Origin of the sequence: Paenibacillus sp. cl123 (genome assembly GCF_900101595.1) — a bacterium.
Taxonomy (GTDB): Bacteria; Bacillota; Bacilli; order Paenibacillales; family NBRC-103111; genus Paenibacillus_G.
In genome coordinates this window covers 50949-72964 of record NZ_FMYY01000024.1, presented here as the reverse complement: position 1 = coordinate 72964, position 22016 = coordinate 50949, and the positions used below count along the sequence as shown (strand labels likewise).

General features: G+C 58.4%; 20 protein-coding genes. 6 read left to right on the top strand and 14 right to left on the bottom strand.

Translation table 11 applies throughout. The features are described 5' to 3' along the window. The first annotated feature begins 76 nt into the window (after positions 1–76). Positions 77–577 (top strand): hypothetical protein, encoded by a 501-nt coding sequence (locus tag BLR08_RS25665; protein ID WP_072336793.1) that lies wholly within the window; start codon positions 77–79, stop codon positions 575–577. A gap of 566 nt (positions 578–1143) precedes the next feature. Further along, positions 1144–2793 (top strand): hydroxysqualene dehydroxylase, encoded by a 1650-nt coding sequence (locus tag BLR08_RS25655; protein WP_072336800.1) that lies wholly within the window; start codon positions 1144–1146, stop codon positions 2791–2793. A gap of 97 nt (positions 2794–2890) precedes the next feature. Here the strand turns inward: BLR08_RS25655 and BLR08_RS25650 are convergent, their stop codons facing one another. Continuing rightward, entirely contained in the window at positions 2891–3541 is a 651-nt protein-coding gene (locus BLR08_RS25650; RefSeq protein WP_072336803.1) for an HD domain-containing protein, read from the bottom strand. 213 nt (positions 3542–3754) lie between these two features. Here BLR08_RS25650 and BLR08_RS25645 point away from each other — a divergent pair, with 213 nt between their 5' ends. Both BLR08_RS25645 and BLR08_RS25640 read left to right on the top strand, forming a co-directional pair. Then, positions 3755–3847 (top strand): YjcZ family sporulation protein, encoded by a 93-nt coding sequence (locus tag BLR08_RS25645; protein ID WP_083537495.1) that lies wholly within the window; start codon positions 3755–3757, stop codon positions 3845–3847. Positions 3848–4017: 170 nt separating this feature from the next. Next, positions 4018–4278, top strand: a complete 261-nt coding sequence (locus BLR08_RS25640; protein WP_072336808.1) for a hypothetical protein — start codon at positions 4018–4020, stop codon at positions 4276–4278. Positions 4279–4308: 30 nt separating this feature from the next. On the opposite strand, the gene BLR08_RS25635 is transcribed toward BLR08_RS25640, so the two are convergent. The 4 genes from BLR08_RS25635 to bacA form a co-directional block, all read right to left on the bottom strand. Then, positions 4309–4944, bottom strand: a complete 636-nt coding sequence (locus BLR08_RS25635; protein ID WP_072336811.1) for a stalk domain-containing protein — start codon at positions 4942–4944, stop codon at positions 4309–4311. Between the two features lie 128 nt (positions 4945–5072). Continuing rightward, on the bottom strand, positions 5073–5402 hold the full coding sequence (locus BLR08_RS25630; protein WP_072336814.1) for a DUF2325 domain-containing protein: 330 nt from the start codon (positions 5400–5402) through the stop codon (positions 5073–5075). A 234-nt stretch (positions 5403–5636) separates the two neighbouring features. Next, positions 5637–5759, bottom strand: a complete 123-nt coding sequence (locus BLR08_RS25625) for a sporulation protein YjcZ (RefSeq protein ID WP_083537496.1) — start codon at positions 5757–5759, stop codon at positions 5637–5639. A 126-nt stretch (positions 5760–5885) separates the two neighbouring features. Next, positions 5886–6683, bottom strand: coding sequence for an undecaprenyl-diphosphate phosphatase (gene bacA / locus BLR08_RS25620; protein WP_072336817.1), 798 nt, complete (start codon positions 6681–6683; stop codon positions 5886–5888). A gap of 250 nt (positions 6684–6933) precedes the next feature. Between bacA and BLR08_RS25615 the strand changes: the two genes are divergently transcribed. Then, on the top strand, positions 6934–9624 hold the full coding sequence (locus tag BLR08_RS25615; RefSeq protein WP_072336820.1) for an HAD family hydrolase: 2691 nt from the start codon (positions 6934–6936) through the stop codon (positions 9622–9624). Continuing rightward, positions 9618–9809 carry a hypothetical protein gene (locus tag BLR08_RS25610; RefSeq protein ID WP_072336823.1) on the top strand — a complete coding sequence of 64 codons (192 nt, stop codon included), beginning with the start codon at positions 9618–9620 and terminating at the stop codon, positions 9807–9809. Before BLR08_RS25615 ends, BLR08_RS25610 begins: the two co-directional genes overlap by 7 nt. 228 nt (positions 9810–10037) lie before the next feature. Here BLR08_RS25610 and BLR08_RS25605 read toward each other — a convergent pair whose 3' ends face one another. From BLR08_RS25605 to BLR08_RS25565, 9 genes are all read right to left on the bottom strand, one after another. Further along, the gene (locus BLR08_RS25605) at positions 10038–11561 is read right to left on the bottom strand and encodes a methyl-accepting chemotaxis protein (protein WP_083537497.1); all 1524 of its coding nucleotides are present in this window, start codon (positions 11559–11561) and stop codon (positions 10038–10040) included. 288 nt (positions 11562–11849) lie between these two features. Continuing rightward, positions 11850–12497 (bottom strand): molybdenum cofactor guanylyltransferase, encoded by a 648-nt coding sequence (locus BLR08_RS25600; protein WP_072336826.1) that lies wholly within the window; start codon positions 12495–12497, stop codon positions 11850–11852. Continuing rightward, on the bottom strand, positions 12494–13039 hold the full coding sequence (gene mobB / locus BLR08_RS25595; RefSeq protein ID WP_072336829.1) for a molybdopterin-guanine dinucleotide biosynthesis protein B: 546 nt from the start codon (positions 13037–13039) through the stop codon (positions 12494–12496). The genes BLR08_RS25600 and mobB overlap by 4 nt, the downstream gene beginning before the upstream one ends. 34 nt (positions 13040–13073) lie before the next feature. Then, positions 13074–14351, bottom strand: coding sequence for a molybdopterin molybdotransferase MoeA (gene glp / locus BLR08_RS25590; protein ID WP_072336832.1), 1278 nt, complete (start codon positions 14349–14351; stop codon positions 13074–13076). A 968-nt stretch (positions 14352–15319) separates the two neighbouring features. Further along, positions 15320–16987 carry a glycerol-3-phosphate dehydrogenase/oxidase gene (locus BLR08_RS25585; protein WP_072336835.1) on the bottom strand — a complete coding sequence of 556 codons (1668 nt, stop codon included), beginning with the start codon at positions 16985–16987 and terminating at the stop codon, positions 15320–15322. Between the two features lie 552 nt (positions 16988–17539). Further along, the gene (gene glpK, locus BLR08_RS25580) at positions 17540–19045 is read right to left on the bottom strand and encodes a glycerol kinase GlpK (RefSeq protein ID WP_072336838.1); all 1506 of its coding nucleotides are present in this window, start codon (positions 19043–19045) and stop codon (positions 17540–17542) included. Positions 19046–19054: 9 nt separating this feature from the next. Beyond that, positions 19055–19621, bottom strand: a complete 567-nt coding sequence (locus BLR08_RS25575) for a glycerol-3-phosphate responsive antiterminator (protein WP_072336841.1) — start codon at positions 19619–19621, stop codon at positions 19055–19057. A 174-nt stretch (positions 19622–19795) separates the two neighbouring features. Next, positions 19796–20836, bottom strand: a complete 1041-nt coding sequence (locus BLR08_RS25570) for a FecCD family ABC transporter permease (RefSeq protein ID WP_072336844.1) — start codon at positions 20834–20836, stop codon at positions 19796–19798. Next, entirely contained in the window at positions 20836–21894 is a 1059-nt protein-coding gene (locus BLR08_RS25565; RefSeq protein ID WP_072336847.1) for a FecCD family ABC transporter permease, read from the bottom strand. Before BLR08_RS25565 ends, BLR08_RS25570 begins: the two co-directional genes overlap by 1 nt. Positions 21895–22016: the final 122 nt, after the last annotated feature.

Here is a 22016-nt window from a genome sequence, read left to right as displayed (position 1 = left end):
TAGGTCAGCCCGGACCGGGTGCCGCCTTCCTGCATATCCTGCTATCAGGGGTACAAGCAAAGGAGGGGAAGCTGTGATGGCAAAATTTCCGCGTCTATCCCCTCAGCAATGGATCAGCCTGCTCATCACCGTCTATCTGGTCATCTGCTTCATCGGCTGCTTCTGGCTCGGAGGCATGATCAGGAGCGGGCAGCTGACTCACCTGCTCGGCATCCCTTTGCTCAGCTTGAAGCCCTATATTTACTACGCGCTGGCTGGCGCGATCGGCGGCACTTTGTATGCGCTTCGCCTGGTGCATCTCTACTATGACACGCTGGACATGCGCTGGATGTGGTGGTACATGCTGCGCCCTCTCCAATGCGCCGGGGCCGCGGTGATGACGATTGTGCTGTTCCAGAGCGGGATCATGCTGCTGCAGACGGGGGACAGCCTCTATGCCAAAATAAGCATCTCGTTCCTGGTCGGATTCGGCTACGGCAAGCTGATGGATAAGATCAAGTCTCTTACGGAAACGCTGTTCAACGGCTCCAGCTCCAAAGGCCAGCCGCCCGATGACAAGCGCCCGCCCGCTCCATAGCCCGCACCCTTGTCCGTTCCTCCATCACAGCCGGGCCGGTTCGCCGCAGGATGACAAAAAGCAGCATCACCCTCACGGGGCGATGCTGCTTCTCTATAAGGCAAGCCGGAGAAAGCGGATGACGCTTCCCTAGGCTCTTCTAACTACTTCATTCACGACGCGCAACGACAAGCCGGTATGATGGCATACATCCATCAAGCTGGCGCGGGGGTTCTTGGTTAAGAACGCTTTTACCCGATGAGACCGGTCCAGATGCTGCTTGAAACAATCCTTGCACAACGCCGGACTTGAATTTAATTGAAGCTTCCCACAGCCGCTGCAATTCGATAGCTGCATGTCCTCTTCCTCCTCCGGACAAGCCTGGTGCCTGATCCGCTCTCGCTTCACTTTTGTTGCTTCTATCATACCCGTTTCCTTCCCGTCCCGGCCATCCATCATTCCTCCTGTTTATTGCCGCCGGGCCGCATATGTCCGTGTTCACACGTTTTTCCTATTTTTTGATTCCTTAGACCTAACATTCATGATATAACATAATTTAGGAAGATATGGTAAGGAGAGTGGTTGTGATGAGCGCGAAAGTTGTCATATTGGGCGGCGGCGTCGCAGGAATGAGTGCGGCGCATGAGCTCGCCGAACGGGGATTTGAGGTGGCCGTATACGAGATGAAGCGGCTGCCGGGCGGCAAAGCCCGTTCGATGCCGGTGCCGGGGAGCGGCACGGAAGGACGGAAGGATTTGCCCGGCGAGCACGGATTCCGGTTTTTTCCCCGCTTCTACAAGCATATTGTCGATACGATGGAGCGGATTCCTTACGGGACGAACGAACGGGGCGTCGCCGACAATCTGGTGGAGGGCACCCGACTGGGCCTCGCCCGGACCGACGGTCCTCCTGTCGAATTTTTGACCGAGTTTCCTCATTCGCTGAAGGACCTGCGCGATGCGTTCAAGTCGCTGTTCGACAATGGGTTGGGCTTGTCCGAAGAGGAAGTCGAGCATTATTTGGAGCGCATCTGGCAGGTTATGACAAGCTGCGACGAACGCCGGCAGCAGCAGTACCAGAACATCCCCTGGTGGTCGTTCATCGATGCGGATGAGCAATCCGCTCAGTTCCGCCGGGTGTTCGCCGGCATGACCCGCATTCTTGTGGCCGCCAAGGCCAGAGAAGCGAATACCGCCACGGTCGGGACGGTCGGCGCTCAGATCATGCTGGATATGGTAATGCCCGGAGGCAGCGCGGACCGTCTGCTGGACGGCCCTACCAATGAAGTGTGGCTGCAGCCTTGGCTGGACTATTTGCGTCATATGGGGGTCGACTATCATCTGGATGCGAAGGTAGAGAGCATCAGCTGCGATGGAAAGTGGATCACCGGAGCTACGGTAACCGAGCAGGGACGCACCTATGAGGTAAAGGGAGATTATTACATAGCGGCCTTTCCGGTCGAGGTCATGGCGAATTTCGTGACGGATGTTATTTTGGAGGCGGATCCTACGCTCGACGGCATTCGGCAGCTGGCCGATGATGTCGACTGGATGAACGGCATTCAATTTTATCTGAAATCGGACAAGCCTGTCATTCATGGCCATATGATCTATATGGACTCGCCGTGGGCATTGACCAGCGTCTCTCAGAAGCAGTTCTGGCCGGAGTTTGACCTGAGCGATTATGGAGACGGCACTGTGCAGGGCATCCTGTCGGTGGACATCTCCGACTGGGAGTCGCCGGGGGTGCTGTACGGCAAGCCGGCCAAGCAGTGCACCCGCGAGGAAGTCATGCAGGAAGTATGGACTCAGCTGAAGCAGAGCCTCAATGTGAACGGCGAAGTCGTCCTGGAGGACGATAATCTTCATTCCTGGTTTCTCGACGAGGATGTGCAGCTGTCCGGGCCGGACGGCGTCGCAGTGAATCTGGAGCCGCTGCTGGTCAATAAGGTATATACATGGAACCTGCGTCCGCATGCTTACACGGCGATACCGAATCTGTTCCTCGCCGCCGACTATGTGCGGACCAACACCGATCTGGCGACGATGGAAGGCGCAAACGAAGCCGCGCGCCGGGCCGTCAATGCGATCCTCGAACGCTCCGGCTCCCCGGCTTCCTTGTGCAAAATCTGGGACATGTACCCGTTCACCGCACTCTCGCTGTACCAGCTGCATGACGAATCCCGGTTCAAGAAGGGTTTGCCGTGGGACGGCAAAATGTTTGCTTCGATCGGCTAAACCAGGTCCTGCCGGAGTCTTGGCAGTCACAACAGCGCGGAGGACAAGACGCGAGCCACCGCCGTGCCCCGGCCGCCGGGTCCGCCGGCTGCTTCCGCTAATCCAGCCCAGGCTCCAGCTCGCGGTAAAACTGCGTCAGGTACGCCTCCATAAAGGCATGCCGTTCCTCGGCCAGCCTGCGCGCCGTCTCCGTGTTCATCAGATCCTTCAGCTTCAGCAGCTTCTCGTAGAAATGGTTGATCGCGGTGCTTCGCTCCTGACGATACTGCTCGCGGCTCATCGTCGCACGAGGCTTCAGCTCAGGGTCGAAGATAAGCTGTCCCTTCCAGCCCGAATAAGCAAAGGTGCGGGCGATTCCGACAGCTCCGAGCGCATCCAGCCGATCGGCGTCCTGAACGATGCGCCCCTCCAGGGTGGGGAGCTTCCCGCCTTGGCCGCCGCCGTATGACATGCTGCCGATAATTTGCAGCACATGCTCAAGTACGGGCGAAGCTGCCTGCTGCTCCTTCATCCAAGACTCCACCTTGCTCAGCCCTGCTTCCTTGCTCGGATTCAGCTTCTCGTCGGCTATGTCATGCAGCAGCGCCGCCAGTTCGCAGACAAAGGCATCCGCGCCTTCCGTCCGGGCCAGCGCGCAAGCCGTATGCGCCACGCGGGCCGTATGCTGCCAATCATGGCCGCTGCTGTCGGCTTCCAGCTCCCTTCGGGCGAATGCCCTTGCTTCAGTCAATATCGTATCCGTATTCATAAAAAAAGCCTCCCGTCTTGACGATTAGATAAGAATAAAAGCGATAGGCATCCCGCCTATTTTAGCCAGAAAAGGCAGGCGCCCACCCCCAAGGAAGGGCAGGCGCATAGAATGCATTATGTGTCGGGGCTGAAACACCGGCGCAGACGCAGCCTTCGCGGCGGCACAGCCAAGAGGCTTACGACAAATTTTATTCCCGAGGAGGAATGAACGATGGGTGCAGTAGGTGGAGCATACACGAGCACGGGCGCCATTCTGGTTCTTTTCATTTTGTTGGTCATCATCAGCAGCGCATTTGTGATCTAATTGGGGCCGGACTTACCGGACCGCGGCAAGCCAAGGGAATCCCCTTGGCTTGTTTTTCTGCGTCCCTGTCCGGAACGCCGCCGCCCCCTCGCAGCGGGACAGATTGCGTGCATGTTGGACTTGCCTTCGCGCATAGGGTAGTGAAGTAAATCTCTGAGTGAGGTGATGTGATGACAACGGACCAATCCCAAACGTTCGGAGACACGGCTCCGGTAATCTCCGTCCGGCACTGGCTGCTCACCCTGATCGTGCTCGCCATCCCGATCCTGAATCTGGTAATGCTGTTCGTCTGGGCCTTCGGCGACGGCGCCAATCCGAACAAGCGCAATTACTCCCGGGCGGCTCTGCTGCTGTCCGCCATCGCGCTGGCGCTGTACCTGATCTTCCTGCTCGTATTTGTCGTCTTGTTCAGCGCTGCCTTCGGATCTTAGGGCCGCACGCAGAATCGGCCATGGCGGGGCTTATTCGTAAAGCGCCCCGCCGGTGGAGCCGTCCGGATACACAATATAGGTGTAGATGCGGCGCTCCCCGCCGGTCCCTGTCTTCACATACCAGAGGTCATAGCGGTCCACCTGGCCCGCCGAGTTCCACCCGACAAACAGCTGAGCCTCCAATTCCCCTTTCTCCAGCCCCTGCACATCGGCTTCATTCAAACTCCCAAAGCGGTAACCGGGCTTCGCTCCGAAGTCGAAACGCCATATCTGCTGATTCGAGCTGTCCACCCAGGTCACCTGATCCGGGTTTCCGAACAGCTGCTTCACATCCCGGCTTGCCATCCCACGCTCCAGCCGGTAGTGAACGGACCAGACCATCTTCTCCGCTTCCGTCCCGTCCATCGGCTCCTTGTCCACCGAAATGGTCCGGGTCTCCGGATCATATTGGGCGCCTGCGCCAAGCTGCTCAGCCATATATCTCAGCGGCACGTACGTATGCCCCTCATAATTCAGCACCTGATAGCGCGGACCGATCTCGCGGCTTTCGCCGTCGAACTGAAATTTCACCGGGAAGAGCAGCGCCCACACGCCATCGGCGGCATTTATAGTTGTAGTGGCGGTGAGTGCAACCCCGCACAGCAATCCAAGCCAAAACTTCTTCAAGGTATCTCCTCCTTTTTATCCATTATACAGCGGCGGGCGACATCTACATACTCCTTATGTCGAAAATGAAAAAAGACCGTCCCGGTTCCGGGACAGCCTCGCGGCATTTGTCGAAGATTCAGCTGAGCTTAGTTGCGGCAAGCCGCGCCGTTCTTGGCATTCAGCCACTCGCATGTATCGGCGCAATCGCAAAGCGCCTTCTTCACCGAGCACCACGAACGCTTGGCATAATAGATAGGCACTTCCTGCTCCTTGGCCTGCTGCTTGATGACCTTAGTCAAATTATGGTTGACATAATCGGTCAGCACGAGGACGGCGACTACTTTCTCCGGAATGCCCTTGCGCACCATTTGGCATTTGCGGCCGGATACATGCATAACGTCATCGAACCCAATCTCCGCCAAATGATCGGGCATGTTGCCCAGATGATCGGCGCCTACGACTAATATGGAAGCCATGTTACATCTCCTTTGCTTATGTATGTGATCCGTTATCTAAAGGTCGCTGTTCGTCGCCTGATTGGCAGATTCCTAAGGTGATAATCATTCTCATTTCTGTATCTATAGTAATGATAATCGTTCTCAAATATAAAGTCAACCTTTGACGCCATTTTCGGCAAAGGCGGCTTTGCCTTCTGGCAGTACGGAAAAAAACCGCACCGCGCGATGCGGTACGGCTTCTCTCTCAGGTTCTTAAGCCCAGAATACTCCGGCAGACAAAATAATAACCAGAAGAATATACAGCACCAGAATAACGCCAGTGCTCGTGTACAGTCCGCCTACACCAGTTCCGCAACCTACGCCTCCAACACCCACTATGATCCACTCCTTATCGGTACTTGAGCCTGCAGGCTCTAATCCCTTAAGCTCATGGTTCATTATATGACGGGTGCTTCGATCGGTATGGACGATGGCCCGGTGCGGCCAATTATTGCTCCAAATTTACAGAAACAAAATAACGTAGAACACGGCGGCCAGTACGAAACGATAATAGGCGAACCAGGATAAGCTGAGCCGCTTGATGATATTAAGGAAAGTAACGACTGCGATCATTGCAACTACAAACGACGCTACAAGGCCCGCGATAAAAATACCGAGGTCATCCATGGACAGCAGATCCCGGCTCTTATACAGATCCAATCCCGTCGCGCCAAACATAACCGGTACGGAAACCAGAAAGGTGAATTCCGCCGCGGCCTTCTGGCTTGTCCCCAGAAGCATCCCGCCGGAGATGGTGGACCCGGATCTGGAGAAGCCCGGCCACAGGGCCAAGCACTGGAACAATCCGATCCCGAACGCCTGCTTGTAGGAAATATCGTCCATCTTCTCTGCGGTTATCCGCACCCTCGCCTTATCGGCCACGAGGATCAGCAATCCTCCGACGACAAGGCTGACCAGTACGGTAGCGGGTCCGAACAAATGCTCCTTGATCCAGCCATGAATGGCAAGGCCGACAATCACAGCCGGCAGCATAGCTAGCGCCATATGAATCAGATTGATTTTCCCATGATTGCTGAAGCTTTCCTTGAAGTTCAGAAAGCCGATAAACCTCCGCCAGTACAATACCAGCACGGCCAGCACCGCCCCCAGCTGCACGACGATCTCGAAGGTTTTCGCCTTCTCCCCCGTGAAGCCCAGCAGATGCCCGGTCAAAATCATATGCCCTGTGGAAGATACGGGCAGGAACTCTGTCAAGCCCTCTACGATGCCCAGAATTATCGCCGACCAAAAATCGCTCACAGCACTCACACTCCTATACGCACTTAATCTATTCTATTTTTCCACCTCGTCTATTATAGAGGATAGCTTCCCGGGAGAGAAGCGCACAAGGAAGGAATTAAGTTTCTTTTAAGAAAGGTCCCGAATCGAGGAGCTTCCCAGGTACGTCTTGTCTCGGCAAGAAGGGCTTGACGGCATCGCTGCGCTTGTCCTTCCGGCGCGATTTAGGATATGATCCTCTTAAATAGAAACCTGTATAGGAGAGACCTTCATGCGCCTATCCGACGAACGCCTTGAGCTCTGGATGTCCGACCGCTACCTCCGCACGGCGGCTCGGCAGGCGGGGGCGGTCCGCCTGCTCAGTCTCGATATTTTTGACACGCTGCTGCTTCGGGCTTGCGCCCAGCCCTCCGACGTGTTCTTGCTGACCGCCCGGCGCTCCGCCGAAGCCGGCCTGCTGAACGCCGCCATCTCGGCTCATGAATTCCGATCGGCCCGGCAAGCCGCGGAGCGAAGCGCGCGCGACCTTCGGACCCGCGAAGCCGGTCATGATGAGGTGACCCTCGAAGACATCTATGCCGGGCTTCCGGACTTCTTCGGCCCGCGCCGCGCCCTCATGGAGATCGAGCTGGCCGCCGAGCGGGAGGTCTGCTACCTGAATCCCCATATCGTCTCCTTGCTGGAGTGGTGCCGTGCGCGGGGCGTAAAGATCGCCCTGCTCTCCGATATGTATTTGTCGTCCCGGCAGCTCTATGAGCTGCTCGCGGCAGCCGGCCTCGACCGGACAGCGGTCGATACGCTGCTTGTATCCGGCGAGCATGGGATTAACAAATCGACAGGCGGGCTGTTCGAGCTGCTGATGTCGCTGTACCCGGGAATCGCGCGAGCGTCCGTCCTGCATATCGGGGACAATGAACGGGCCGACGTGGACGGAGCTGCCCGGGCAAGCATCCCGGCTCTGCACTACGAGCTGGTGCCGGAGTATGCCGACAGCCCCTATCATTGGGAAAGCGTACGCCATCCCGGAGCGCTCGGACAGCTGAGATCGCTGCGCAAGCTCGCCGGAGCTGCGGTCCCTCCTGCCGGGGCGGCTGGCTCGGCGGCCGACGGCCCGGGCGTGGGCAGGACGGCGACTTCGGCCTCGGCTGCGGGCCGAGCCACGGGAAGCGCTTCGGCTGAGGCGGCCGAAGCGGAAGCGGGTTTTGTCGCTGAGGACAATGCGATCGGTGTGGCGGATGCTGGCGGTGTAACTGGTGAGACTGGTGCAGCTGATGCGAGTGATGCTGAAGACGTGGAGAACGAAGCTTACCGTAGAATCGGAGCGGAGCATGCAGGACCTTTCCTCACGGCATTATGCGACTGGGTCGTCGATATATGCCTGTCGGAAGGGCGTACAGAGGTGCATCCCTTGATGAGGGAAGCGGTTCTGCTCGGTCCGATGCTGGAGCAGGCCGCCAGGCTGAGAGGCGTGCAGCTCCGCGTCATTCCCCTCTACGTTTCCAGGCAAGCCACGTATTTGGCTGCTCTGGAACGGTTCGGAGAAGAGGAGCTTGATCGCCTGCTCCTCACAGGGGGGACGGTGCGGGAGCTGCTGCTTACGCTCGGCATCCCGGAGCTGGCTTCTCTGCTGCCTGTACCGGTCGATCAGTCGCTGCAAGGGGGCGGGCCGGCTTGCCATGAGGCGGCATCCATGCGGGCTGCGCTGCGCGAACGGCTGCTTCAGCCCGATATGCGGTCCGCTGTGGAGCATGCCATCGCCGAAAGCCGACGGCTTCTGCGCGCCTACGTGCTGCGGACGGCCGGCCAGACGGACCGGCTCGTTACCGTAGATATCGGCTTCCACGGGACGATCCAGCGTTCGCTGCATCAGGCGCTCGGCTGCGCGAACAGGGCGGACGCTCAACTGGAGCCGTCCGGCGGAGAAGCGGCCGGCTCAGCATCAATCCATCTGCTAGCCGCAGGCGGCTCAGGCATCGGTGAACTGAAGCTGAAGCATCGGATCGACATCCGCTGCTTCCTGGGCAGCTCCGGCGAGCATGATGAGCTGAGCCGGGCGTTTATCCGCAGCCCTGCTTTCATTGAGGAGCTGAGCATGGGAGAGCTGGGTTCGACGGAGCGTTATGCCGAGAACGAACAGGGCGAAGCGGTTCCCGTAGCCGCCGCTCTGGACTTGCCTGCCTATGAGCTCGCCTGGAAGCGGGCATTTCAAGCCGGTGTCTTATCCTTCCAGCAGTATTACTACGCCTGGGCTGCCGGTTCAAGCGCGGGTCGGCGGACTGCGACCGAGCCCCCCTCCGCCAGTGATTGGTTCAAGCCGCTGCACCGGCTGATCGATATGCCAACCCCCGAGGAAGCGTTCCGCCTTGGCCGGCTGCGTCACCGCGACAATCACTTCGGGGCGGACAGCCGCATCTGCGAGCCTGTAGACGGGCGATGGTTCGCCCAAGGAGGGCTTGCATTTCTGGAAGCCTGCTCGTTCGACGCATCCGTTATGAACGTTTATTGGCCGCAAGGCGTCTTGACGCTCAAGCAGCCATATGAGCTGTATTTGCACCACCTGCGGCAGCTTGACGGCTACGGCCGGCAGGCGATGCTCTGGCGGATGTGCCGGCAGATTGACGGGCAGCTGTCTTCGTCTGCGGACAGGCCGCTGGTCTTGGTCGGCTCCGGTTCCTTCGCCGCAGACGCGCGGACGGCGGCGCTGCTGCACCGGGTTCGCATATCCGGGCAGCTCGATCCCTCCGACAGCGAAGCTTGGCGGCAGGCGCTCCGCCGGCTGGAGCACGCCGCGGAGTGTGCGGAGCCGCTCCCGCTCTTTTGGCTCGCTACGCTGTCGGAAGCTCAGGCGGTCAGTTGGAAGGAGCTGCTGCTGCAGGCTGTCGGCCGAGGCGACAGCTCAGAGGGCAGGCGCTCCTTGGACTTCCTGGACCCCTTTGCCGCATGGCGGGAGCGGTGGTGCTAAAGCGGAGCCAAGAGGAGTTTAATCAAGGCTGGGGCGCTTCCAATCAGCCGATAAGCTCCGGATGCGAAGAATTGGCCGAAGACGCGCTGCTCCAGAAGAACCGGCAGAGCATGCCGGGCCTCCGCACGGGCGGCGAATCCAAATCGGAGGAGAAAACCACTCTGCCTTTATCCGCCCACCTATAGAATGAAGCTGCCAAAAAAGCCCCTCATCTCCCGGGAAAGGATACTGAGGGGGTTGCGGATGACGCCGATTCGGGCCGATTCAATATTTGTAATGAAAATGAAACAAAACTTTGATGTGTCCTTAATATTCAAGGGGTAAGATATAAGCAACCCCCCTTTTTGAAATATAGCAAGCTTGGATGGCCCGCCGTACATAGGCGGGTCTTTTTCTTTGGAAGCCGGGACAGTCTAGGAAACTTGGCGCAGCGCTTCTTCCGTCTTCTCGATGTTCGTCAAGCTTGTCTGATTGCCGTCCAGCAAGGATTCGACCGTAGCCAGCAGCTCCTGCAGAGAAGCGCTTGTCTGTTCGCTTACCGAGGCCAGATAGCCTGTAGAGTCGTTGATCACGCCCACGGATTGCTGGACGGACTGCATCATGCGGTTGTTATTGTCGGACAGCTCGTTGAGCCGGGCAATCGCCTGATTGATCGAGTCAAAGGAGTGGCTGGTCCGCTCCGTGATGCCGAAGTTTTTATCCATGCCCGCGGCTACCTGCTCCATCCGCTGACGGGTCAGATTGGACTGCTCGGACAACTGACGAATTTGCTCTGTAATATGATCGGCGGACGAAGAGGTCATATCCGAAAGCTTGCGGATTTCCTGAGCGACGACAGCAAAGCCTTTGCCCTGCTCACCTGCCCGGGCCGCTTCGATGCTCGCATTCAGGGAAAGCAGATTCGTCTGGTTCGCGATCTCCTTGATCGTCGTGCTGAACGCATTGGTGGAATCAAGCTTGCCGATCAGCTCGCTGATCTCCCCTGACATCGCCTCGATCTCCTTGTTGAATTGCTTAAAGGTTTCATTCAGCAGATGAATATCTTGAGCTCCGGATTCGGACAGCCTGCTCGTCGTTCCCGTCTCCTGCTGCAGCTGCTGCATCGACTCCGACATATGCTCGACCAAGCCCAGCATATGCTGCACCGATTCATTAATCTCAATGGTCGATTCCATCTGGGAGGTGGAGCCCTTCGCAATCTCTTGAAAGGCCGCATTCATCTCCTGGAGCGCAGTCGTGTTTTCTTTGGCTGCCAGAGTGATAACCCCCATATTGCGCGATACGGCTTCAACCAGCTGGAGGATCGATTCCTTCTGCTGTTTTTGCTGGAGCATCAGGCTTTCGGCGTCTCGGCGCGACTCTTCCATCCGGCCATTAAGATGCTGGGTAACCCTGAGAATGCAGAAGACCAGAATATTGATCAGCATAAAATAAATCAGGTAGGTAGGTATGGAGTCTGCCGCCCAGTTAATCTGCTCCGTCTGACCGAACAGCATATAGAGAAGCAATCCGAATGTAATCAGCTGAACACCTGCTGTAAGCTTGAAGTCCATATAGACCAAGGCGAGCAGAATCAAATAATACAGCGTAAATACGTTCATGCTGTCCGGGTTCATGAAGATGGAGAGGACCGACGTGAGGACCGATCCCAGCACGGCTATGTATTTGGTATGCCTAATCAGCTTGCGCTTCAGATGCACATAAGTCATCGTCAGCCAGAGAAGCAGCATGAACGCCAGCAGCGCAACTTTGAACATGCCCGCTCCGGCTTCCATCGAACTTGTGCCCGCAATCGTAAGCAGCGACACGAAGCTGAGCGCTCGGTAAACAATCGCGTTGCGGCGCACCATGTCTCTTTCGGCTGGACTAAGCTTTGAGTCGTCTGCCGTGAACCGTTTCCATACGTTCATCCTGGATTTGGCCGGATTAAGCTCCATCGTTGTCTGCTCCTTTGTTTATGAGGTCTCTCATTGTCGGCAAGAAAGCCATGTATCTCGCTAAGCTTGCGCTGTCGCGCCGCGTAAGACCCGGCTCATTTTCCGGCGCGCCGGTTTTCCCGGATAGCCTACGGCTTGCCTGCAAGTATGTACATCTCCTCTTCTTCGACATGATTCGACCAAGTTATTTGAATCATTTCGACATTTTTCTGGGAATTCCTCCTTTTCCGTGCCTTGAAATAAACAAAAAACCGCCCGTGCGTGTCCGCCGGACGATCTTTGATTAGCTTATAGTTCCTGCTCCGCGCGCTCCAAGCAGCGCTCGTATTCGGCGTGGTCATTGAAGCTGTCTGCCCACTGGGTGAAAAGTCCCACTTCTGCAAACTCCTCCTCCGTCAGCAGCAGAGAAGGGATGCCGCTCAGCCAGCGGATCAGTCCCGTATGAGGCGAGTGCAGCGCTGCCTCCAGCGAAGGCAGGCAGTCGGCGTGATAGACGGCATGCAGCGGATGAAGCCGGCTGCCGATGGACGGGACGGCCGCCCATCTTCCACTCGCGCGAAGCCGGTCCAGCTGCCACAGCGCGGCCGCGCCCGAGATAAATGGCATATCGCTGCCCACCGCCCAGAACCAGCTCCCTTCCGACTGAGCGAGGGCGGCATGCAAGCCGCTCATCGGTCCTCTATGCGGGATCAAATCGGTGATGATGCGAACGGCGGGGTCTGCGGCGGCGGCGAAGGCAAAGTCGGACGGCTCATTGGTCACAATCAGCAGCTGTCCGCATACTTGCTTCATGGCGGCAATCGACCTGAGGACCAGAGGCTGTCCTGCAAAAGGCATCAACCCCTTTACCCGGCCCATTCTTGTATTAAGCCCTCCCGCGACGATGACGCCGGTTAGCGCTAGGTCACACGTGCTCCTTTCTCTTGGCCAGGTCATCGTCCTTCACCTGGCGTCCACATGTTGCCCAACTGCTCATCAATCACGGCAGCGGCAGCTTCCAAAAGCTTCTCCATGTCCTCGATGGGGACAACGGGCAATTCTCCTGCGTACGGTCGCACTTGTTCGACAGGCAGCCAGGTAGCGATGATAGCAGCCGCTGTGACCGTCTCCAGCAACTTCAGATGCTCGGGCTCGCGGATCAGCACCAGCTTCGGATACCGTTCCCGCTTGAATCCTTCGACCAGCACGACCTCCACAGAGGTCATACGGTCCAGCAGCTCGTCCAATGCCAGCGTTCGGGTCTCCGTCATAAAGGTAACACCGGACTGCTCCGAAACGACAGCCGCCACCTCAGCGCCGGCCTCCCGATGCAGCCAGCTATCCTTGCCCTCCGTATCCAGCTCCAGCCGGTGAGCGTCATGCTTCACAGTACCGACGGACAAGCCCTGCTCCTTGAGCCTCTTGATCAGCTCGCATGTCAGCGTCGTTTTGCCGGAATTTTTATAGCCTACGACTTGCAAGATCGCCTGCTTTCCCATTTTCCGTCCTCCCTTCGCGCCTGTCTGCACGCGCTCACAGCCCGGTGATCGACCGCCCGGCCCCCGTCAGCAGCACCTCTACCGGTTCCCCAGCCTGCATTCCGCTGCCGCCTGCCGGCAAAACGAGCAAAGCGGTCGTGTCCTTGATAGATCTCAGGCTGCCCGACTTATCATGCGCGAGCGGATGCGCATACACCCGGCCCTCGCGAAACTCCAGTCTGCTCCGCAAGTAACGCGGATAGGCGTTGACCTTGCCGCAATCTTGACCGAGCAGCGCCTGGATGCGGGGCATTCCGGGGCGCGGAGCGCCCAGCAGCCGATCTACCACCGGCCTGACGAACAATTCAAACCCGACATAACAAGCCCCGGGGTTGCCCGACAGCGCAATAACAGGCTTCCCGTTCAAAATACCGGCGCTGGTCGGGCTTCCGGGCCGTATCGCGACCTTGTTGAATAAGGTATTGCCCTCCCAAGCGGACATCCACTGAGCCATGACATCGTAGTCGCCTACGGATACTCCCCCTGAGGTGACAATCGCATCCGCCTCGGGGATCGCCTCCCGGATGAGGCTGCTTACCGGCTCCACCTCATCTCGAACGGTGCCAAGCAAACGAGGAATCCCTCCCAGACTGCGGACCAGATCAGCCAACATCAAGGCATTGCTATTGCGGACATGCCCCGGTGACAAAGGCTCATTCGCCGACAGCAGCTCGGAGCCCGTCGATGCGATCGCGATGACCGGCCTGCGGCGCGCCCGTACGCTTGTACAGCCAAATGCGGCGAGCAGCGCCGTTTCTCCCGCTCCTACCAAGCTCCCCGTCTCGGCAATAAGCTCTCCTTCGGCCGCCTCTGCGCCGACGGGCGTCACGTTGGCTCCGATCTCGATCGGCTTCGAGATCAGCACGATCGAACTTCCTGCCCGCTGATCGGCAGTTGTCATCTCGAACATGATGACTGCATCCGCCCCTTCGGGCAGCATCGCCCCCGTCATGATCTTGGCAGCCTGTCCGCTCTCCAGCGCCGCTACCGGCACGTCCCCACACGCGATGCAGACGGTTACTTCAAGCGCAACGGGACAATCCCGGCTCGCTCCGGCCACATCCGCAGAGCGGATGGCGTAGCCGTCCATGCCCGACCGGCGGAAATGAGGCAGCGGATGCGGTGCATATACCGGCTCAGCCAAACGCCGTCCGGACGCTTCAGCAAGGGAGACTTCTTCCGCTTCGACCGGACGGATATGAGCTTGGATTCGCCGGACAGCTTCTTCCACCGAAACCGCCCTCCGTGAACCCTGCGCATAGCCATTGTCCATCGTGAACCCTCTCCTTTCAAGTTTGTTTAATTGTTGCGACCGCTTGTTTCTGTATGCTTCATTATGACGGATTCCGGGCCAAAAGGACAGACCTGCTGCTATTTTACCAAGCGGCAGGGATGGACCCGCAAGTCGAACACGGGAAGGTTATCTTGCGGGCGGCTGATGCTCGTGGGCTTGCTTGCGGGGAGGCGGGGGCAGGGGCGCGTTGCTTCGGTGCCAACTTGTCGTTTGTAGAAAAACGAGGAACTCCGGGACGAGTATTCAGTAGGTTGCCGTCTGGGGACTTAAGCTCATTAGAGTTCAGATACGGCTTCGTTCGACGCCGCAGCAGACCAGCTGTCGTTTTACTCAGAAAGGACAGCGCTTGTTAAGCGTCAGCCATAAGCGGCATTGATTTAAACCGAACTTGTTTTACTTCACCTGACGGTGTCCATACGCACAAACGGACGAGAGGCGGATGACGCGACCCATGCTTTTGAACGCGCCAGTCAGACGCATTTATACGGTTTTCCATACAACTCTCATGCCTTTGAACGCCAATCGGACGCATTTATACGGTTTTCCGTACAACTCCCATACTCTTGAACGCCAATCAGACGCATTTATACGATTTTCCGTACAACTCTCATGCCTTTAAACGCCAATCGGACGCATTTATACGATTTTCCATACAACTCCCATGCCTTTGAGCGCCAATCGAACGCATTTATACGATTTTCCGTACACTCGCTTCTCCACTTCAAGCGATTTTTCGGTCGCTGCTCAGATGCCCAGCCCCTTACGAAGGAGACATGAGCAGCAGCAAACTAAAAAAAGCCCTTCTCCACCGCTTCCACACGGTGAAGAAAAGCTTTCTCTCGCTACGAGCGCAGTATGCGCGTGATCGACGCGACGGGCGAAGGAAGGAGCGGCGGGAGTCGGCCTCCGGGCGCTCCGCCCCCCGCCGTCTAACACGCCCGCTCCGGTCAGTCCGCCGCGACCGGCGTAACCGCGTGGTACAGATGCCGCTCCAGCTCGGCGGCGTAGTCTTCCCGCTGCTCGGCTGTATAGCCCAGCAAATCGCTCATCGCTTGGAGCACGCCTTCTTTCCAGGCTCGGACTGCGTCTACCTGGAAGAACAAAGCTCCTGTGCGGCGGATGAAGAAGTCGGCAGGCTTCGCCACCATTTCCCGCTGGATGCCATATTGCAGCGCGGCATAGACGGCGGATGGCAGCCCGTAACGCCCCGCCTGTTCCGCCGCTGCCGGCAGCAGCGCATAGACGTCACGGATGTTCGTTCCGTAGCGCCGGACCAGCTGCTCGGCTTCCGCCTGCGTAAGCCCGAGCCGTACCCCTTGCTGTACCTGCTCGCGCACGAAGCTCGGGAACTTCGCTGAGCCGCCGACATCTCCTCCCGAGATCGGCAGCGTCTTCGTCGCACACGGACGGAAAGGCCCTTGGCCCTCAGCCTGAAGCTCCGCAGCCAGCATGTCCGTGACTGTCTCGGCCATCTTGCGGTAGCCGGTCAGCTTGCCGCCGGCGATCGTGAAGAGGCCGGAGTCGGAGCGGAATACTTCGTCGCGGCGGGACACTTCAGAAGGCGACTTGCCCTCCTGATAGATCAACGGCCGTAAACCGGCCCAGCTGGACTCCACATCCGCTCCCGTCAGCTTAAGCGTAGGGAACATGAAGTTCGCCGCCTGCACGACATAATCCCGGTCGGCCGCCGTCATCAGCGGGTTGGCCGTATCCCCGGTGAAATCCGTATCGGTCGTGCCGACATAAGTTTTCCCGTCGCGCGGAATAGCGAACACCATCCGCTTGTCTGGCGTATCGAAGTAGATAGCCTGCTTCAGAGGGAAGCGCGCCCCGTCGAATACGAGATGAATCCCTTTGGTCAAACGCAGCGTCTTGCCCTTCTTGGACTTGTCGAGCTCCCGCAGCGTATCCACCCATGGACCTGTCGCATTGACGACGCGGCGGGCGCGGATCGTGTAGGTGCCCCCGCCGATCCGGTCGACAGCCTGCACGCCCACCAATTTGCCGCCTTCGTACAGCAGCTGCTCAGCCTTCGTATAGTTGACCGCCAGCGCCCCCGCCTCTACCGCGCGCTTCATGACCTCAATCGTAAGCCGGGCGTCGTCGGTCCGGTATTCCACATAATAGCCTCCGCCCTTCAGGCCGTTTTGCTTCAGCAGCGGCTCCCGCTCCAGCGTCTCGCTGCGGCTCAGCATCTTCCTGCGCTCCGAACGCTTGACTCCGGCCAAATAATCGTACAGCCGCAAACCTACCGAAGTCGAGAAGGCGCCAAACGTCCCGCCCTCATGGAAGGGCAGCAGCATCCACTCCGGCGTCGTCACATGGGGGCCGTTCTCGTAGACGACCGCCCGCTCCTTGCCGACTTCTGCGACCATTTTAACCTCGAATTGCTTGAGGTACCGCAGTCCCCCGTGCACAAGCTTGGTCGATCTGCTGGAGGTGCCCGCCGCAAAATCCTGCATCTCCACCAGAGCGGCGCTCATGCCGCGCGTCGCCGCATCCAGGGCGATGCCCGCTCCCGTGATGCCTCCCCCGATAATCAGCACATCTACAATCTGGCTTTCCATCCGCTTCAGTACGTCCTGTCTCGTCTTACCCGAAAAAAGCTCGCTCATCTGTCATTCCTCCGCATCTTTATTCTTGGCGTCCAGAGCGCCGCTTAATCACGTGCTTGTTCAACCGTTGGTCCGACTCCCGCCCTTCCGTATGGTTGCCGGCATGTTCTACTGGAGCGATTGGTCATGTGACCGGCGGAATGCCGGCATCTGCCGCTCTCCTGCAGCAAATGAAAAAAAACCACAAACAGCCCGCTCCCTGCAGCCGCTGCCGCAGGAGGGGTGTTGTGGTTTTCTCCGCTTCTCCAACCGAAATATTAACTTGTATTCAGTATACCAGCTTTCCGCTATCATTCACAGGCTTTTCGGCAAATAATTTCAGAGCTGCCGAGCGTCGTCTTCCCGCATCGGCCGTCCTTGCTCGGCTTACGGCGAATGCAGTTGAAAGCCAACTCTCCATCCGACTGGAGAAGCCAGGCCGCCCAAACCAACTCGTCCCGGCTTCCCTGCCCGCCTAGCCCCTGGCCGGCTCCTCTCTCCGCCCCTTAACCGAGCGCTGCTGCGCTTAACGAAACGCGGCATCGCGCCATGCATCTGCATCTCTTCGTCCCTTTAAACAAAGGCCATGGCGGCCTTCACCGCTTTCCTCCAGCCGCTGTACAGCTCATCCCTTGTCGATGCCGCCATCGCCGGCGCAAAGGTGCGCTCAGACCGCCACCGCTCGGCGATCTCGCCCCGGTCCTTCCAATAACCGACCGCAAGCCCGGCCAAATAGGCAGCCCCAAGCGCCGTCGTCTCGTTCACTGCCGGACGCTCCACATCGGTCCCGAGCAGATCGCTTTGGAACTGCATCAGGAAGTTGTTCCGGACGGCTCCGCCGTCTACCCGCAGCGTGCGCAGGGTCAGGCCGGAGTCCTCCTCCATCACGCTCGTAACATCCTTCGTCTGGTAAGCCAGCGCCTCCAGCGTTGCCCGAATGAAATGCTCCTTGCTCGTGCCCCGCGTGAGACCGAACACCGCGCCTCGCACCTCACTGTTCCAGTACGGCGTGCCAAGTCCGACGAACGCCGGCACGACATACACGCCTTCGGTCGAAGTAACGCGGCTGGCGTACGCCTCGCTGTCTGCGGCCGACTTGATCATCCGCAGACCGTCGCGCAGCCACTGCAGGGCCGAGCCGGCCACGAAAATGCTGCCCTCGAGCGCATACTCCACTTTGCCTCCGATGCCCCAGGCGATCGTCGTCAGCAGCCCATGACGCGAAGCTACCGCCTGCTCGCCCGTATTCATCAGCATAAAGCAGCCGGTGCCGTACGTGTTTTTCACCATCCCTTTCTCAAAGCAGGCTTGCCCGAACAAGGCGGCCTGCTGATCCCCGGCCATCCCGGCGATCGGCGTCCGGCAGCCGAAGAAATGATGCTCCACCGTATGAGCGTACACTTCGGAGGAGGATCTCACTTCTGGCAGCATAGCGCGGGGGATGCCCAGGATATCCAGCAGTTCCTCGTCCCACTTCAGCTCATGGATGTTGTAAAGCAGCGTGCGGGAGGCATTCGAATAATCCGTCACATGGGTTTTGCCTCCGCTCAGCTTCCATACCAGCCAGCTGTCGATCGTGCCGAAGAGCAGGTCCCCGCGCTCCGCTTTTTCCCTGGCTCCGTCCACATGATCCAGAATCCATTTGACCTTGGTGCCCGAGAAATACGGATCGATCAGCAGTCCCGTCTTGCTGCGGAACAGCTCTTCATGCCCCTGCCGCTTCAGTTCCTCGCAAATGCCGGCCGACTGCCTGGACTGCCAGACGATGGCATGGTAGATGGGATGCCCCGTATGTCTGTCCCAGACGACTGTCGTCTCCCGCTGATTCGTAATGCCAACCGCCGCGATCCGGTCAGCCCGGATCTCCGCCTCGGTCAGCGCCGTAGCCAGTACGCCAAGCACGGATACCCAGATTTCACTCGCGTTATGCTCCACCCAGCCCGGCTGCGGATAAAATTGCTTGATCTCCTGCTGCGCCGTGCTGACGATGTCTCCCTGCCGATCGAAGATGATGGCTCGCGTGCTGGTCGTGCCTTGATCGACGGCTACAATGTACATATCCTGCTCCCCAGTCAACATCTGCTCCCCCTATTCCTTCACCTGCTCGAAATGCTTCCACAGCTCGGCTCTCGATGTCGTCACCGCGGACGCCCCCGCCGCTATCGCCTGCTCCACGTCCTGAACGGAACGAATAAGGCCGCCCGCAAATATCGGGATGCCCGTGCGTTCATGGACTTCCTCGATAATATGCGGCATAACGCCCGGCAGCACCTCGATATAGTCCGGCTTGGTACGCTCCAGCAGCACATAGCTTTTTTCCAATGCATTCGTATCCAGTAAGAACAGCCTCTGGATAGCGAGCAGTCCGTTCTGCTTCGTCTTGGTGATGACGCCCGCCCGCGTCGAGATCAGTCCGGCCGGCCTCACGACTTGACACAGAAACTCGGCTGCGTACTCGTCATTTTTCAATCCCTCGATCAGATCGGCATGGAGCAGCGCCTTCTTCCCGTGCGCTTTCGCCAGATCGACGATGGGCTTGATCTGACTGATATGGCTATCCAGGATGACCAGGTATTCGTAGGAAAGCTTCAGCAGCTTCTCCAGATCCTTCATCTGTCTCGCTGCGGGCAGTATCAGCTGCCGGTGAAACGCCATGAGCCGGCCCCCTTTCTCCAGATGCGCTTTGAAAGAAAAAAGACCACGACGAATCCCATCCCGCTAAGAATGTCATTCGTGTGATCTCCGTCTCTCCGTCACCTGCTATTAACTTGGTTTCATTATATCGACAACGGCCGCTGCAAGTCAACGCTAATCGAAAACAGCTTCCGCTCAAGCCTTCGAACGGGCCAGCAAGTACAAGAAATAGGGAGCCCCGATAACCGCAACCACGATTCCCGTCGGAATCTCCGACGGCTGCAGGAGGACCCGCGCGACCAGATCGGATACGATCAGAAGCAGACTGCCTACAAGCGCGGAAGCCGGCAGCAGATACTGATGCCTCGGACCGACCAGTTGTCTGGCCAAATGCGGGCCGATCAGCCCGACGAAGCCGATAGCTCCGCCGGCGGCTACGCAGGAGCCCGCCAGCGCGACGGCCGCGGACAGCAGCAGCAGCCGCTCGCGGCTAACCCGGGTTCCGAGTCCGATCGCGGTCATATCGCCCATATTCATCACATTCAGCGTCCGGGCCTTGTACAAGACGAAGGGCAGCAGCACAATCACCCACGGAAGCAGCGCCACGACAAATTTCCAGCTCGTTCCCCAAATACTGCCCGCCAGCCAGGTGGCGACAAACTGGTACTGGTTCGGCTCCAGCCTGATGGTCAGGATGATCATGGCGGCTGAGATGCCCGCAGCGACGGCAATCCCCGACAGCACCATGCGAGTGGGCGAGATGCCCTTGTCCTTTTCATAGGAAAGGGCAAATATCAGCGCCGCCGTAGCTCCTGCTCCAAGCAGCGCCAGAAACGGCAGGAAGAAGATCGGCGGCGACTGATTCATCGGGAAAAACGCAATGAACAGCACGACCATCAGACCGGCTCCGGCGTTAATGCCGAGAATGCCCGGATCGGCCAGCGCATTGCGCGTCAGTCCCTGCAGGATGCATCCGGATACGGCGAGCCCCGCTCCGATCAGAATGGAGATAACGATCCGGGGCAGCCGGAATTCGAACAAAATCAGATTCTGCTTGGCCGTACCGGCCCCGAACAGCGTCTTGATCACTTCGACCGGCGACAAGCGGATGAAGCCTGTATTCATACTGATAACAAAGGCAATCACGATCAGGCCCGCCAGAATCGCAAATACGAATAAAGCCCTGATCAGTTTGCGGCGCTCCGTGTTCGACTCCAGATAAGGAAGGGAGGACATTACAGTTCTCTCCTTTCCCTGCGCACCAGGTATAGGAAAAACGGCACGCCCAGAACGGCAATCAGCGCTCCCACCGGCGTTTCAAAAGGAGGGTTGACCATCCGTGCGCCGATATCCGCCAGTACCATCAGCAAGCTGCCCAGCACGGCGGAGCAAGGAATGATCCAGCGATAATCGACTCCTACCAAGGCTCTGGCCACATGAGGGATCATCAAACCGACAAAGCCGATCGAGCCGACGGCAGATACGGCCGCTCCCGCAAGCAAGAGCACGACCAGCGTACAAGACAGCTTGATCAAGCCGGTACGGCCGCCCAGACTCTTGGCGATATCTTCCCCGAGGCTGAGCAGAGTAACCGATCTGGACAACGCCAGGGAGGCGGCCAGCGCAGCGGCCACCCAGGGAAACATCAGCTTCACCTGCATCCATTTCACACCCGCAACTCCGCCCGCGTACCAGAAGGCCAAATCCTGGCCGATCCGGAAGAAGATAGCGATCCCTTCGCTAAGCGCCGACAATAAAGCGGAAACCGCGGCCCCGGCCAGCGCCAGCCTGACCGGCGTTAAGCCTCCCTTGGCCAGCGAACCGACCCCGTACACGACGGCCACCCCGACAGCGGCCCCCAGGAAGGAATACAGGATCAAGTGTTGAAACGGCAGGCCCGGCGCAAAAGCAAAGCATAGCGCAAGCACAAAGCCCGCGCCCGCGTTAAGTCCGAGCAGCCCCGGGTCGGCCAGCGGGTTCCTCGTCATCCCCTGCATGATGGCGCCCGCAACGGCGAAGCAGGCGCCCACCATCGCACCGGCCAACGCCCGCGGCATCCGAAGCTCCTGAATGATTTGATGCTGAGTAAGTTCCGGATTAAAGCGGAACACCGCTTCCCATACGGTGGCGAGGCGAATATCCGCCGCTCCCAGCGAAATGGATACCGCGAGCGAGAGCAGCAGCGCAGCAAGCCCGGCAAAGAGGATGATCGTGGCGGCAAGCGGTCTCGTTTTAAGCACCGGAGACGCTTTGACCGCCTTGGAAGCCGGGGATGATCCCGTAGAAGATGCCATTGAATTCATACCTTTCTTGTCCACTCAAATATGATAACGATTCTCATTGTCATATTAACAGACTGGGACTGTCGTCGCAATTGATTTTTATCATTCGACAATATCCCGAACCCGCGCCGCGC